The sequence below is a fragment of the Sphingopyxis sp. GW247-27LB genome (assembly GCF_002277025.1).
Taxonomy (GTDB): Bacteria; Pseudomonadota; Alphaproteobacteria; order Sphingomonadales; family Sphingomonadaceae; genus Sphingopyxis.
Genome location: NZ_NIWD01000009.1, coordinates 221346 through 234467, shown reverse-complemented (window position 1 = coordinate 234467; position 13122 = coordinate 221346). Strand labels below are relative to the sequence as shown.

Genomic DNA, 13122 nt, shown 5'->3' with positions numbered 1-13122 from the left:
ATGAGTGACGAACAGGACAAGCCGACTCTTACCCGCAAGCCCCTGGGGCTGAAGCGGACGGTCGAGGCCGGGCAGGTGCAGCAGCAATTCAGCCACGGACGCCGCAACACGGTGGTGGTCGAGGTGAAGCGCCGCCGCGTGATCGGACGTCCGGGCGAAGCCGCACCCGCGCCCGAGCCCGAAGAGGTCCAGGCCGCACCCGCGCCCGCGCCGAAGCCCGCCCCGGCCCCCAAACCGGCCCCGGCGCCGCGCGCGACCGAATCGGACAGCCTGATGTCGCGTCAGGAACGCCAGGCGCAGCTGCTTCGCGAAGCCGAGGAAGCCCGCATGACGGCGCTCGAGGAAACGCGCCGCCGCGAGGAAGCCGCACGCGCCCGCGCCGCCGAGGAAGAAAAGCAGCGCGTCGAGGCGCGCGAGGAACAGGTGGCGGCCAAGGCGACCGAGCCCGCGCCCGCGCCCGCCGCGAGCGAGCCCGAGGCGGCCGAAGCCCCCGCGGCCGAAACGACGCCCGCCGCCGCCGCTGCGCCGCGCGCCGCGGCCACCGCCGCTCCTGCGCCGCGCCGCTTCACGCCGGTCGAGGCGCCCAAGCGTCCCGAGCCCAAGCGTCCCGAGCCCAAGGCGAATCGCGGCGCCGACAATCGCCGCCAGTCGGGCAAGCTGACCGTCGCGCGTGCGCTCAACGATGACGAGGGCGCCCGCGCCCGCAGCCTCGCGGCGCTGAAGCGCGCCCGCGAAAAGGAGCGGCGCTCGCATATCACCTCGTCGGGTCCGCGCGAAAAGCAGATCCGCGAAGTCGTCGTGCCCGACACGATCACGGTGCAGGAACTCGCCAACCGCATGGCCGAAAAGGGCGCGGACCTGGTGAAGGCCCTGTTCAAGATGGGCATGCCGGTCACCGTCAACCAGACGATCGACCAGGACACCGCCGAGCTGCTCGTCACCGAATTCGGGCACGAGATCAAGCGCGTCAGCGAGGCCGACGTCGACATCCGCCACGACAAGGACGTCGACGACGCCGCGGCGCTGAAGCCGCGCGCGCCGGTCGTCACGATCATGGGCCACGTCGATCATGGCAAGACCAGCCTGCTCGACGCGCTGCGCGGCGCGAACGTGCAGGCGGGCGAGGCCGGCGGCATCACCCAGCATATCGGCGCCTATCAGGTGAAGACCCCCGACGGGTCGCTGGTGACCTTCCTCGATACGCCGGGCCACGAAGCCTTTACCGAAATGCGCCAGCGCGGTGCCAACGTCACCGACATCGTCATCCTGGTGGTTGCCGCCGACGACGGGCTGAAGCCGCAGTCGATCGAGGCGATCAACCATGCCAAGGCGGCGGGCGTGCCGATGATCGTCGCGATCAACAAGGTCGACAAGGAAGGCGCGAATCCCCAGCGCGTGCGCGAGCGCCTGCTCGAGCATGAGGTGATCGTCGAGGAAATGGGCGGCGACGTCCAGAATGTCGAAGTGTCGGCGCTCAAGAAGACCGGTCTCGACAAGCTGCTCGACGCGATCGCGGTGCAGGCCGAGATCATGGAGCTGAAGGCCAACCCCGACCGCGCCGCCGAAGGCACGGTGGTCGAGGCGAAGCTCGACAAGGGCCGCGGGCCCGTGGCGACGATCCTCGTCCGCCGCGGCACGCTGAAGGTCGGCGACATCTTCGTCTGTGGCGCCGAAAGCGGCCGCGTTCGCGCGCTCGTCAACGACAAGGGCCAGCAGATCAAGGAAGCCGGCCCGTCGATGCCGGTCGAGGTCCTCGGCCTCGGCGGCGTGCCGATGGCGGGCGATACGCTGACCGTCGTCGAGAATGAGGCGCGCGCCCGCGAGGTCGCGGCCTATCGCCAGAGCGAAGCGCTGAAGAAGCGGACGGCGCAGGCGCCGGTCAGCCTCGAAGGCATGTTCTCGGCGCTCGCCGACAAGGCCAATGTCATCGAATATCCGGTGGTCATCAAGGGCGACGTGCAGGGCAGCGTCGAGGCGATCGTCAATGCGCTCAACAAGCTGTCGACCGACGAGATCCGCGTCCGCGTGCTCCATTCGGGCGCCGGCGCGATCACCGAGAGCGACGTGACGCTCGCCGCCTCGACCAAGGCGCCGATCATCGGCTTCAACGTCCGCCCGAACGCCAAGGCGCGCGAGATCGCGAACCGCGAGAAGGTGCGCTTCATGTACTATGACGTCATCTATCACCTGACCGAGGAAGTCGCGAAGGAGATGGCGGGCGAGCTGGGTCCGGAGCGCATCGAGAATGTCGTCGGCCGCGCCGAGGTCAAGGAAGTCTTCCCGGCTGGCAAGCGCGACAAGGCCGCGGGTCTGCTGGTGCTCGAGGGATCGATCCGCAAGGGGCTCCACGCGCGCCTCACCCGCGACGACGTCATCGTCTCGGCGACGACGATCGCCTCGCTCCGCCGCTTCAAGGACGATGTCGCCGAAGTGCGCGCGGGCCTGGAGTGCGGCGTCGTGCTGGCGGACACCAACGACATCAAGCCGGGCGACCACCTCGAAGTCTTCGAAGTCGAGCTGCGCGAACGGACGCTGTAAATCACTTCCCCTCCCGCGTGCGGGAAGGGATCGGGAGGCGCCAGCATGGCACGCTATGTGGCACTGTTCGGCAGCATCAACGTCGGTGGAAACCGGCTGAAGATGGCCGATCTGCGCGCGGCGTTCGAAGCCGAGGGGTTCAGCGACGTCGAAACCGTCGTGGCGAGCGGCAATGTCATCTTCTCGCACCCCGCGCGGCCGACGCGCGGGCTGGAGGAAAAGCTGACGCTGATGGTCGACGACCGGTTCGACATGAGCTGCGCCGCCCTCGTGCGCAGCCGCGACGAACTCGCCGCGGGAATCGCCGACAATCCGTTCGCGGGCACCAACGAGGACAAGTTCGTCCACACCATGTTCCTCGACGGGCAGCCGACCGCGGCGCAGTTCGATGCGCTGGCGGCCGACAAATGGATCAAGCCGAACGAGCGCCTCGCGCTGGGCGACCGGGCGCTTTATATCGATTATGGCGACGGCGTGGCCGACAGCAAGCTCACCGCGCGCCTGATCGAGCGTCGGCTGGAACATAAGGGCACGGCGCGCAACATGCGTTCGATCGCTCGGATCGTCGACAAGCTCGACCAGTTGGAGAAAGCGGAGCGATGAAAACCGAAAGGGATCGGAAAAGGGATAGCGGCCCCTCGGTTCGCGTGCTGCGCGTCGGCGAGCAGGTACGCCACCTCCTGTCCGAAATTCTCGCGCGCGGCGATGTCCACGACGATGTGCTCGCGACGCATCCGGTCAGCATCACCGAAGTCCGCATGTCGCCCGACCTGCGCCACGCGACGGTGTTCGTGAAGCCGCTGCTGGGCAAGGACGAGGAGGCGGTGCTGAAGGCGCTGCGCACCAACACCGCCTATCTCCAAAAGAGCGTCGCGGCGAAGGTGCGGATGAAATATGCCGCCAAGCTGAAATTCCTCGCCGACGAAAGCTTCGACGAGGCGAGCCATATCGATGCGCTGCTGCGCGATCCGAAGGTGGCGCGGGATTTGGGGGGCGGTGAAGAGGGCTGAACTCCTTGCTGTCCCTCATGCTCGCGCTCATCAGGCCGGCACCAGCCGGGTGTTGATGATGATCCGCACCTTGCGGCCGACGATGAACGAATAGGCGGTCATGCCGAAATCGCGGCGGTTGATCGTCGTCGTTCCGGTGAGGTCGATGGTCTCGCGTCCGGTCGCGCGTGCCGGCGGGTTGGAGAAGGTGACGGCGAGCACGACCGGCTTCGTTACGCCGCGCGCGGTGAGGTCGCCCGACACATTGCCTGTCGTCGCCCCGGTCATGGCCAGCGCATGGCCGGCGAAGCGGACGATCGGATGATGGTCGACGTCGAAGAAATTCCTGCCCTTCAGCCGCCCGGTGGTGAGCGCATCGCTCGCGCTGAGCTGGCGCGCGTCGATCGCCACGTTCAGATCGATCCTGTCCATCGCGCCGGGCGATAGCGCGACGCTGCCCGATACCGAGGGGAAATGGGCGGTGCGGCTGCCGATGCCGAGAAAGCCGACCTTCGCGTCAACGCGGCTCGCCGCGCTGTCGATGCGGTAGGCGAGGGTCGCGGGGGCGCTGGCCGCCGGCGCCGCGAGCAGGAGCGCGGCCGTCGCAAGCGATGAGATGGCGAATGTCGGCATGGTCACCCGTCTTCGGCTAGCCGCCCTGACGGCGATGTATCGCGCGTTTCGGGGGAGTGCGAAAGCGGATTCGTCAAAGCCCGCGCGGAGGTTTTCTACTTCCCCTTCCTGATCCCCGCCGCTGCCTCCAGCTCGACCAGCGCATCCTCCAGATAGTCGATCATCCGCTGCGCATGCGGGACGCTGCGGCGGCAGGCGGTGATGCCGAAGTCGATATTCTTGTTGTTGCTGACTTGGGTGATGTTCATCGCCATGCCGTCGACCGGGATGCTCGCGGGATACATGCCGTCGAGCCGCGCGCCGTTCCAATACATCTGCTCGCGCGGTCCCGGCACGTTCGAGATGGTCGCCGAATAGGCGGGGAATTTGTCGGCGGTGCGGGTCAGCGCGGTGAGCATCTGCGGGAAGCTGGTGATCGCGGTGTAGAGCTGAATCTGCTGGGCGGTCATCGCGCGGAGCTGTGCCTTGGCCGCGTTCATCGACGCCTGGATCGCCGCCATCCGTTCGGCGGGATCGTCGATGTTGGTTGCGAGATTGGCGGTGACCGAGGCGACCGAATTGCCCGAATCGACGTCGTCCTTGGGGCGGATCGACACCGGCGCCATGGCTTTCAGGGGCTTGTCGGGCAGTTCGTTCAGCGATTGCAGATATTTCCGCATCGCGCCCGCGCACATGCCGAGCACCGCATCGTTGATCGTCCCGTCATAGGCCTTGCCCACCGCACGGACGCGGTCGAGCGACCAGCTTTGCGCGACGAAGCGGCGCGCGCCGGTGATGTTGCGGTTGAAGCTGGTGCGCGGCACGCCGGCGAAGGGCGTGACGAGTCCCTCGCCGCCCAGGCCGACCATTGCCGCGGCATATTGATTGAGCGCCTTGGTCACCCCGACGCTGTTCCCCCATTGCTCCTTCAGGAATTCGCCGATCGCGCCGATGTCGGTCAGGCTGGGGCGCGGCGCCTTCCTGGGCAGCGGGAACTGGCGCTTATAGGCTTCATAGGCCTCGACCGACAGCGGCGAAGCGGTGCGCCGCTCCTTGGGGTCGGGCGACAGCATCGAATTATAGAAATGGATGCTCGCCGCGCCGTCCATCAACGCGTGGTGGATCTTCTTGAAGGTCGCGATCTGGCGGTTCGGCAGGCCCGAGATCAGCGTGATCTCCCACAACGGCCGGGTGCGGTCGAGCAGCCCCGAATGGAGGCGCGAGGCGAGTTCGAACATCTCGCGGTAGCGCCCCGGCTTGGGCAGCGCCGCGGCGCGGACATGATAGTGCATGTCGATGTCGCGGTCGGGCTCGAGCCGGATCGGGCCGTACTGGCCGAGCGGGGTCAGCTTCAGCACTTCGCTGAACGGGCGCCGCAGCCCTTCCGACTGGCGGAGCAGCGCGAGTTGCTCGTTCAGCCATTCGGTCTCGTCGACATCGTCGGGGAGGGTGTAGAGGTTGATGCCGCCGATGTGCATCGGCATCTCGCGGCTTTCCCCCCACAGGAACATCGCGTCGGTCACCGGCATCAGGCGCATCGGCAGCTCTCCCCGTCATGCTGCGGCATTTGAGCGCAGCATGACAGCGAGCAGCGGTGAGTCAAGCGGAGGTCAGGGCGCGCAGAAGGCGATTTCGATCGTCACCGACCCTTGCCGTTCCAGATGATGCGGAACGCAGGGTGGGATCAGCATCGTGTCGCCGGTCTTCAACAGGCGGGCGCCCCCTGTCTCGTCGTCCCAGTGGAAACGGATCGACCCGGCGAGGACCGACAGCAGCCCCCATGCGCCCTCCTTGAGGTCGTGGCGGCGGAGCAGGCCCGCCGGAATGGCGTCCGCCCCGAACGGGCCGATCCGCCGGTAGGCGCGGGCGCCGGAGGGAAGCGGCGGCCCGCGCTCGGCGATCGGCACGGTCATGGTCTAAAAGCCCGCGGCCGCTCGGACGACGAAGAAGGTGACGCCAAGGAAGGCGAAGCCAGCGGGCACCGCGAGAATCTGCGCCGCGACGGTGCGCCGGTCCATCGGCCCGGTCCAGGTGTCGAGCAGGCCATCGCTGCGGTCGAGCGGCGAATCATGCTCCGCGCCCTTCTGCGCGTTGAGCAGCTTCGCGGTGCCGAAGAACATCAGCATGTAGAGGCCCGAGATGACGAGCATCATCACCGTCGCCGCATCGCGCCCGGTCGCCGCGAAGATGCCGAGAAAGAAGACCGCATAGCAGGCGAACATCGCGTGCCAGGTCGAGCGCGGAAGCTGGAAGCCCGCCTGGACCCCGCTGGTTTCATAGGGATCGTTGGAGCGATAGACGGGCGGGGGAACGGAGGGGAGATCAGACATCGGGCAACTCCACTTTCTTCGCGAGGGGATCGTCCCGGTCGCGGTGAACCCAGATGCCGGTGAGCAGGCTCTCGGCGATCATCCGCGCCTTCGCGCCGACATGGGCGGTGGCTTCCGGGGTCGGGGCGATATCGTGCAGCGTCCGGTAGAAGAGCCGTAGCCACTGCTGGAAATGCTCCTGCCCGATCGTCGGGATCGCCAGATGCTTCATCATCGGATTGCCGGTGAAATTGCCGGCGCTGAGCAGGATCGACTGCCAGAAGCGGTTCATCTGGCCGAGGTGCTTCGGCCAGTCGTCGATGCGCGCGTCGAAGATCGGGCCGAGCATCGCATCCTCGCGCACCGAGGCGTAGAAGCGATCGACCAGTTCGGCGATGAAAGGCTCGTCGATGCCCATGGCCAGCGCCTCGGCGCGTCGCTCCTCCCGGGCGGCGATGGCGTGGGGATGGGCCTGGACCGTTCGTGTCGTCATAATGTTCCGACTCTATATTGAGTATCTGAAATACCTCTTTAAGCGGGTTGCCGCAAAAAGCAATATCTAATATACCACTTTTATGCGGCTCAGTCTCCATAGCGATTATGCCCTGCGCATCCTGATGGCGCTATCCGCGACCGGCCGCCAGATGTCGGTCGACGAGATCGCGGGCCAATATGGCATTTCGCGCAACCATCTCGCCAAGGTCGCGCAGCGGCTGCAGGCGCTCGGCTATGTCAGCGCGCAGCGCGGGCGCGGCGGCGGGCTGACGCTGGCGCGCGAACCCGAGGCGGTGATCGTCGGCACGGTGGTGCGCGAGTTCGAGAATCTGGAGGGGCTGGTCGAGTGCATGGACCCCGCGACCTCGACCTGCCCGGTGTGTGGCGGCTGCGGCTTGCAGGGCGCGCTCGGCGGGGCGCTCGCGGCGTTCCTCACGCATCTCGACGGCTATCGGCTCACCGATCTGGTGCCGCAGCCCGGGCGCTTCCGCGCGCTGCTCGGGGTCGCCTGATTTTCGATTTGCGTGGCGCGGCCAAGGCGGTATCGCTCGGCGCATGGCCAAGCTCTATTTCTATTATGCCAGCATGAACGCGGGCAAGTCGACGACGCTGCTTCAAGCGGATTTCAACTATCGCGAGCGCGGCATGGAAACGATGCTGTGGACCGCGGCGCTCGACGACCGCTACGGCGCGGGGCAGGTGACGAGCCGCATCGGATTGATGGCCGAGGCGCATAAATTCGACCCCGACAGCGACCTTTGGGCGGCGGTGCAGGCCGAGAACGCCGAGCGTCCGCTCGCCTGCGTGCTCGTCGACGAGGCGCAGTTCCTGTCGCGCGCGCAGGTGCTCGATCTCGCGCGGCTCGCCGACGAGGCGAATATTCCGGTGCTCTGCTATGGCCTTCGCACCGATTTCGCGGCGAATTTGTTTCCCGGCTCGGCAGCGCTGCTCGGCCTCGCCGACGCGCTCGTCGAGCTCAAGGCGGTGTGCGAATGCGGGCGCAAGGCGACGATGAACCTGCGCGTCGACGAACGCGGTCGCGCGGTGGTCGAGGGCGCGCAGACCGAGATCGGCGGCAACGATCGCTATGTCGCGATGTGCCGCCGGCATTTCATGGAAAAGCGGCGCCAGGCGGCGGAGGCGCCAAGGGAGGTGGGCGCCGATGCTTGACCGCCTCTACGCCGAACTCGTCGACGGCGAGTTGAGGCTCGTCAAGCTCGTCGAAGCGCATCGCGAGCCGCTTGGCGCGGCCTGCGCCGCCGATCCCGATATCTGGCCGATCTATGCGTCGAGCTTCGACCCCGGGCATTTCGACGCCACCTTCACCGCGCTGCTCGCGAACCCCGCGCGCATGCCCTATGCGGTATTCGCCGGCGACCGGCTGGTCGGCATGACGGCTTATCTGCGGGCCGATGTGTCGGCACAGACGATCGAGATCGGTAACAGCTATATCCATCCCGATGTGCGCGGCACCGGGCTCAACGGGCGATTGAAGCGGCTGATGCTGGGCCACGCTTTCGCGGCCGGCATCCGCCGCGTCGAATTCCGCATCGACGAGCGCAACCAGCGCAGCCAGGCGGCGGTCGCGAAGCTCGGCGCCATCAAGGAAGGCGTGCTCCGCGCCGAGCGCATCACCTGGACCGGGCATGTGCGCGATACCGGCCTCTGGTCGCTGCTCGCGGGGGAGTGGCGGGGGTAGGGCGCTCGCAAGTCAGCGCCCGTTCAGCCGCGCTGTGCTAGGCACCGCGCCATGAAACAGAAACTCGCACTCTCCCTGGCCGCCATGCTGCTTCCCCTTTCTGCAGCGGCGGCCGACGAGCCCGCCCCGAAACAGGCTGCGGCCGCGTCGCGCGAGATCGGCGCCGAGGCGAGCATCGTCTTCCCCAGCGACACGACGATCCGCAACTGGCGCGCCGACCGCGAGCGCGGCATCTGGGTGCAGGACCGCCGCGGCGACTGGTATTACGGGTTGTTCGCCGGAATTTGCCGCGATGTCGATTTCGCGCAGGCGATCGGCTTCGACACCCGCGGCCAATCGCGGCTCGACCGTTTTGCGACGCTGGTCGTGCGCGGCGAGCGCTGCCCGCTGGTGTCGTTCGTGAACTCGGCGCCGCCGCCGTCGAAGGCCGAACGCGACAAGGCGAAGGACGCGGCGAAGGCCGAAACGCCGCCGCGAAATTGACAAGCCGCGCCGCACCGGCCTAGCGGCGGCGGATGAACGGCTGGATCATCCTCGACAAACCCGTGGGCCTCGGCTCGACCCAGGCGGTGGGCGCGGTCAAGCGCGTGTGCCGCGAGGCCGGGCTGGGCAAGGTCAAGGTCGGGCATGGCGGCACGCTCGACCCGCTCGCGTCGGGGGTGCTGCCGATCGCGCTCGGCGAGGCGACGAAGCTGACCGGCCGCATGCTCGATGCGAGCAAGGTCTACGACTTTACGGTGGCGTTCGGCACCGAGACCGCGGGGCTCGATGCCGAAGGCGAGGTGGTCGCGACCAGCGACGTGCGGCCGACGCTCGCCGAGGTCGAGGCCGTGCTGCCGCGCTTCACCGGCGACATCGAGCAGGTGCCGCCTGCCTTTTCCGCGATCAAGGTGGACGGCCAGCGCGCCTATGACTTGGCGCGCAAGGGCGAAGCGGTCGAGATGAAGGCGCGCAGCGTGACGGTCTTCAGCCTTCGTCATCCCGGACTTGATCCGGGGTCCCGCTCAGCGGCGCCGGAAAGCGGGGCCCCGGATCAAGTCCGGAGTGACGAGAAGGAGGAAGGGAGGCTCGACAGCATCACCTTTACCGCCCATGTCTCGAAAGGCACCTATATCCGCAGCCTTGCGCGCGACATCGCGCAGGCCGTCGGCAGCGTCGGCCATGTCACCATGCTCCGCCGCACGAAAGCGGGGCCCTTCACGCTCGACGACGCGATTTCGCTGGACAAATTGAACGCTTTCGGCCAAGGGGCCGCGCAATCAGAGATTATTCTGCCGCTGGAGGCAGGGCTGGTCGACATCCCGGCTCTGGACCTTTCCCCGGAAGCGGCAGGGGCGATCCGCCAGGGTCGCGTCTGGACCGGGGCAAGCACGCACGACGGGCTCTATTGGGGACGGGACGGCGAATATCGTCCCATCGCCCTGATAGAGGTTTCGGCGGGAACGCTGAAGGTCGTGCGGGGCTTCAATCTGTAAGCAGGATGTTCGAAGGAAGTAGTACATGTCGATTACCGCCGAGCGCAAAGCCGAAGTCATCAAGGACAATGCCCGTGCCAAGGGCGACACCGGTTCGCCGGAAGTCCAGGTCGCGATCCTGACCGACCGCATCAACACGCTGACCGATCACTTCAAGGCGCACCACAAGGACAATCACAGCCGCCGCGGGCTGCTGATGATGGTCAACAAGCGCCGCAGCCTGCTCGACTATCTTCGCAAGAAGGACGAGGGCCGCTATCAGGCGCTCATCGCGAAGCTGGGTCTTCGTAAATAAGAATTTCTGGCGGCCCCGGACTTCCGGGGCCGCTGTCATATTGGCCGCCCGCCTATGTGCGCGGCCACAGGGCCGCTCCCGCATCCGGCGGGACCGCCATAGGGGCATCAAAGCGCCCCACACCGCCCCGGGCCGGATCGCCCGGAATCAGAGGCCCCGCCCGGCATAGGGCCCGGCGGGCGAAGGAAACATCATGTTCGACGTGAAAAAAGTATCGATCGAGTGGGGCGGTGAAACGCTGACCCTCGAAACGGGCAAGGTTGCCCGCCAGGCCGACGGCGCCGTCATGGCGACGCTGGGCGAAACGGTTGTCCTGTGCGCCGTGACCGCCGCCAAGTCGGTCAAGGAAGGGCAGGATTTCTTCCCGCTCACCGTCCATTATCAGGAAAAATATTCGGCCGCGGGGCGCATCCCGGGCGGCTTCTTCAAGCGCGAACGCGGCGCGACCGAAAAGGAAACGCTGGTTTCCCGCCTGATCGACCGTCCGATCCGTCCGCTGTTCCCCGAGGGTTTCTACAACGAGATCAATGCCATCGCTCAGGTGCTGAGCTATGACGGCCACAACGAACCCGACATCCTCGCGATGGTCGCGGCGTCGGCCGCGCTCACCATCTCGGGCGTGCCCTTCATGGGCCCGATCGGCGCCGCGCGCGTCGGCTATGTCGACGGCGAATATATCCTCAACCCGACCGACGAGCAGGTCGCCGAGGGCGATCTCGACCTGGTCGTCGCCGCGACCTACGATGCGGTGATGATGGTCGAATCCGAAGCCAATGAGCTGTCGGAAGAGGTCATGCTGGGCGCCGTCCTGTTCGCGCACGACGCGTGCAAGGAAGTCGTCAAGGCGATCGTCAAGCTCGCCGAACAGGCCGCCAAGGATCCCTGGGAGATGGCGTCGTCGGACGACAATGCCGCGCTCAAGGACAAGCTCAAGAAGCTGATCGGCAAGGACATCGCCGCCGCCTACAAGCTGACCGACAAGTCGGCCCGCTCGAACGCTTTGAACGAAGCGCGCGCGAAGGCGAAGGAACAGTTCGTCGCCGACGGGCTCGACCCGCAGAGCGTGATGGCCGGCATCAAGCTGATCAAGAAGCTCGAAGCCGAAATCGTCCGCACCGCCATCCTCAAGGACGGCAAGCGCATCGACGGCCGCACCACGACGCAGATCCGTCCGATCGTCGCCGAAACGCACTTCCTGCCGCGCGCGCACGGCTCGGCGCTGTTCACCCGCGGCGAGACGCAGACGATCGCGACCTGCACGCTGGGCACCAAGGAAAGCGAGCAGATGGTCGACGGCCTCAACGGCCTGTCGTACCAGAATTTCATGCTCCACTATAACTTCCCGCCCTATTCGGTCGGCGAAGTCGGCCGCTTCGGCGCCCCGGGCCGCCGCGAAGTCGGCCATGGCAAGCTCGCCTGGCGCGCACTGCACCCGGTGCTGCCGACGAAGGACGACTTCCCCTACACGATCCGCCTGACCAGCGACATCACCGAGTCGAACGGCTCGTCGTCGATGGCGTCGGTGTGCGGCGGCTCGCTGTCGATGATGGACGCCGGCGTGCCGATCAAGCGCCCCGTCTCGGGCATCGCGATGGGCCTGATCCTCGAGGGCAAGGACTATGCGATCCTCTCCGACATCCTGGGCGACGAGGATCACCTCGGCGACATGGACTTCAAGGTCGCGGGCACGTCCGAAGGCATCACCACGATGCAGATGGACATCAAGATCGCGGGCATCACGAAGGAAATCTTCGAGGCCGCGCTGACCCAGGCCAAGGAAGGCCGCGCGCATATCCTCGGCGAGATGAACAAGGCGCTCGGCGAGACCCGCAGCGAATTGTCGGCGCATGCGCCGCGGATCGAGACGATGCAGATCGACAAGGCGAAGATCCGCGACGTCATCGGCACCGGTGGCAAGGTGATCCGCGAGATCGTCGCGACCACCGGCGCCAAGGTCGACATCGACGACGAGGGCCTGATCAAGATCTCGTCGAGCGACCTCGACCAGATCGAGGCCGCGCGCAAGTGGATCGCCGGCATCGTCGAGGAAGCCGAAGTCGGCAAGATTTATGACGGCAAGGTCGTCAATCTCGTCGATTTCGGGGCGTTCGTGAATTTCATGGGCGGCAAGGACGGCCTCGTCCACGTCAGCGAAATCAAGAACGAGCGCGTCGAGAAGGTCGCCGACGTCCTGAGCGAAGGCCAGGACGTCAAGGTCAAGGTGCTCGAGATCGACCCGCGCGGGAAGGTCCGCCTGTCGATGCGCGTCGTCGACCAAGAAACCGGCGAGGAACTCGAAGATACGCGCCCGCCGCGCGAACCCCGCGAGCGCGGGGACCGCGGCGATCGTGGCCCGCGCCGTGACGGCGACCGGGGCCGCGGCGGCCGCGATCGCGGTCCGCGCCGCGACGGCGAAGGCCGGGGCGACCGCGGCCCGCGCCGCGAACGCAGCGAAGGTCCCGAGGATCAGGGCCATGTGCCCGATTTCCTGAAGGACTGATCGCCCGCAAAGCGAACTAGGAGAGGGGCCGCGAAAGCGGCCCCTTTTTTTGGCGCGATTGACTGTTTTGGGGTGGATTTGGGCCATTCCCCTCCCTTTTAGGGAGGGGTTAGGGGTGGGTGCGCGAGCGGAGCGAGCCCACGAAAGAATGCCGCCTTCGCGGCTACCTACCCCCAGCCCCTCCCTAAAAGGGAGGGGAGAAGGTATGGC

General features: G+C 66.8%; 15 protein-coding genes. 10 read left to right on the top strand and 5 right to left on the bottom strand.

Going from position 1 to position 13122, the window contains the following annotated elements:
* Genes infB through rbfA form a run of 3 tightly spaced genes read left to right on the top strand, consistent with a single transcriptional unit; the run spans position 1 to position 3548 of the window.
* Entirely contained in the window at positions 1-2538 is a 2538-nt protein-coding gene (infB, locus tag CD928_RS13550; protein WP_095387638.1) for a translation initiation factor IF-2, read from the top strand.
* A gap of 45 nt (positions 2539-2583) precedes the next feature.
* Positions 2584-3141: a DUF1697 domain-containing protein gene (locus tag CD928_RS13545; protein WP_095387637.1), complete on the top strand. Its 558-nt coding sequence runs from the start codon at positions 2584-2586 to the stop codon at positions 3139-3141.
* The gene (gene rbfA / locus CD928_RS13540; RefSeq protein ID WP_095387636.1) at positions 3138-3548 is read left to right on the top strand and encodes a 30S ribosome-binding factor RbfA; all 411 of its coding nucleotides are present in this window, start codon (positions 3138-3140) and stop codon (positions 3546-3548) included. The genes CD928_RS13545 and rbfA overlap by 4 nt, the downstream gene beginning before the upstream one ends.
* A 30-nt stretch (positions 3549-3578) precedes the next feature.
* On the opposite strand, the gene CD928_RS13535 is transcribed toward rbfA, so the two are convergent.
* The 5 genes from CD928_RS13535 to CD928_RS13515 form a co-directional block, all read right to left on the bottom strand.
* Positions 3579-4160, bottom strand: coding sequence for a YceI family protein (locus CD928_RS13535; protein ID WP_095387635.1), 582 nt, complete (start codon positions 4158-4160; stop codon positions 3579-3581).
* Positions 4161-4255: 95 nt separating this feature from the next.
* Positions 4256-5677 carry a wax ester/triacylglycerol synthase family O-acyltransferase gene (locus CD928_RS13530; protein ID WP_095387634.1) on the bottom strand — a complete coding sequence of 474 codons (1422 nt, stop codon included), beginning with the start codon at positions 5675-5677 and terminating at the stop codon, positions 4256-4258.
* Positions 5678-5749: 72 nt separating this feature from the next.
* On the bottom strand, positions 5750-6052 hold the full coding sequence (locus CD928_RS13525) for a DUF1971 domain-containing protein (RefSeq protein ID WP_095387633.1): 303 nt from the start codon (positions 6050-6052) through the stop codon (positions 5750-5752).
* A 3-nt stretch (positions 6053-6055) separates the two neighbouring features.
* A complete protein-coding gene (locus CD928_RS13520; RefSeq protein ID WP_095387632.1) occupies positions 6056-6469 on the bottom strand; it encodes a hypothetical protein in 414 nt (137 codons plus the stop codon).
* Positions 6462-6941 (bottom strand): group III truncated hemoglobin, encoded by a 480-nt coding sequence (locus tag CD928_RS13515; protein ID WP_095387631.1) that lies wholly within the window; start codon positions 6939-6941, stop codon positions 6462-6464. The genes CD928_RS13520 and CD928_RS13515 overlap by 8 nt, the downstream gene beginning before the upstream one ends.
* Before the next feature lie 82 nt (positions 6942-7023).
* Between CD928_RS13515 and CD928_RS13510 the strand changes: the two genes are divergently transcribed.
* The 7 genes from CD928_RS13510 to pnp all read left to right on the top strand — a co-directional run bounded on the left by CD928_RS13510 (position 7024) and on the right by pnp (position 12912).
* A complete protein-coding gene (locus tag CD928_RS13510; RefSeq protein WP_095387630.1) occupies positions 7024-7455 on the top strand; it encodes an Rrf2 family transcriptional regulator in 432 nt (143 codons plus the stop codon).
* A gap of 43 nt (positions 7456-7498) precedes the next feature.
* Positions 7499-8113, top strand: coding sequence for a thymidine kinase (locus CD928_RS13505; RefSeq protein WP_095387629.1), 615 nt, complete (start codon positions 7499-7501; stop codon positions 8111-8113).
* The gene (locus tag CD928_RS13500; RefSeq protein WP_095387628.1) at positions 8106-8642 is read left to right on the top strand and encodes a GNAT family N-acetyltransferase; all 537 of its coding nucleotides are present in this window, start codon (positions 8106-8108) and stop codon (positions 8640-8642) included. Before CD928_RS13505 ends, CD928_RS13500 begins: the two co-directional genes overlap by 8 nt.
* Positions 8643-8693: 51 nt before the next feature.
* Positions 8694-9125 carry a DUF6491 family protein gene (locus CD928_RS13495; RefSeq protein ID WP_255247165.1) on the top strand — a complete coding sequence of 144 codons (432 nt, stop codon included), beginning with the start codon at positions 8694-8696 and terminating at the stop codon, positions 9123-9125.
* A 32-nt stretch (positions 9126-9157) separates the two neighbouring features.
* Positions 9158-10117 (top strand): tRNA pseudouridine(55) synthase TruB, encoded by a 960-nt coding sequence (truB, locus tag CD928_RS13490; protein ID WP_095387626.1) that lies wholly within the window; start codon positions 9158-9160, stop codon positions 10115-10117.
* 25 nt (positions 10118-10142) lie between these two features.
* A complete protein-coding gene (gene rpsO / locus CD928_RS13485) occupies positions 10143-10412 on the top strand; it encodes a 30S ribosomal protein S15 (RefSeq protein WP_095387625.1) in 270 nt (89 codons plus the stop codon).
* A 193-nt stretch (positions 10413-10605) separates the two neighbouring features.
* On the top strand, positions 10606-12912 hold the full coding sequence (gene pnp, locus CD928_RS13480; RefSeq protein WP_095387624.1) for a polyribonucleotide nucleotidyltransferase: 2307 nt from the start codon (positions 10606-10608) through the stop codon (positions 12910-12912).
* The last annotated feature ends 210 nt before the right edge of the window (positions 12913-13122 follow it).

Coding starts and splice junctions, on each gene's coding strand:
- infB (WP_095387638.1), top strand. CDS start 1: ATGAGTGACGAACAGGACAAGCCGACTCTTACCCGCAAGCCCCTGGGG.
- CD928_RS13545 (WP_095387637.1), top strand. CDS start 2,584: ATGGCACGCTATGTGGCACTGTTCGGCAGCATCAACGTCGGTGGAAAC.
- rbfA (WP_095387636.1), top strand. CDS start 3,138: ATGAAAACCGAAAGGGATCGGAAAAGGGATAGCGGCCCCTCGGTTCGC.
- CD928_RS13535 (WP_095387635.1), bottom strand. CDS start 4,160: ATGCCGACATTCGCCATCTCATCGCTTGCGACGGCCGCGCTCCTGCTC.
- CD928_RS13530 (WP_095387634.1), bottom strand. CDS start 5,677: ATGCGCCTGATGCCGGTGACCGACGCGATGTTCCTGTGGGGGGAAAGC.
- CD928_RS13525 (WP_095387633.1), bottom strand. CDS start 6,052: ATGACCGTGCCGATCGCCGAGCGCGGGCCGCCGCTTCCCTCCGGCGCC.
- CD928_RS13520 (WP_095387632.1), bottom strand. CDS start 6,469: ATGTCTGATCTCCCCTCCGTTCCCCCGCCCGTCTATCGCTCCAACGAT.
- CD928_RS13515 (WP_095387631.1), bottom strand. CDS start 6,941: ATGACGACACGAACGGTCCAGGCCCATCCCCACGCCATCGCCGCCCGG.
- CD928_RS13510 (WP_095387630.1), top strand. CDS start 7,024: ATGCGGCTCAGTCTCCATAGCGATTATGCCCTGCGCATCCTGATGGCG.
- CD928_RS13505 (WP_095387629.1), top strand. CDS start 7,499: ATGGCCAAGCTCTATTTCTATTATGCCAGCATGAACGCGGGCAAGTCG.
- CD928_RS13500 (WP_095387628.1), top strand. CDS start 8,106: ATGCTTGACCGCCTCTACGCCGAACTCGTCGACGGCGAGTTGAGGCTC.
- CD928_RS13495 (WP_255247165.1), top strand. CDS start 8,694: ATGAAACAGAAACTCGCACTCTCCCTGGCCGCCATGCTGCTTCCCCTT.
- truB (WP_095387626.1), top strand. CDS start 9,158: ATGAACGGCTGGATCATCCTCGACAAACCCGTGGGCCTCGGCTCGACC.
- rpsO (WP_095387625.1), top strand. CDS start 10,143: ATGTCGATTACCGCCGAGCGCAAAGCCGAAGTCATCAAGGACAATGCC.
- pnp (WP_095387624.1), top strand. CDS start 10,606: ATGTTCGACGTGAAAAAAGTATCGATCGAGTGGGGCGGTGAAACGCTG.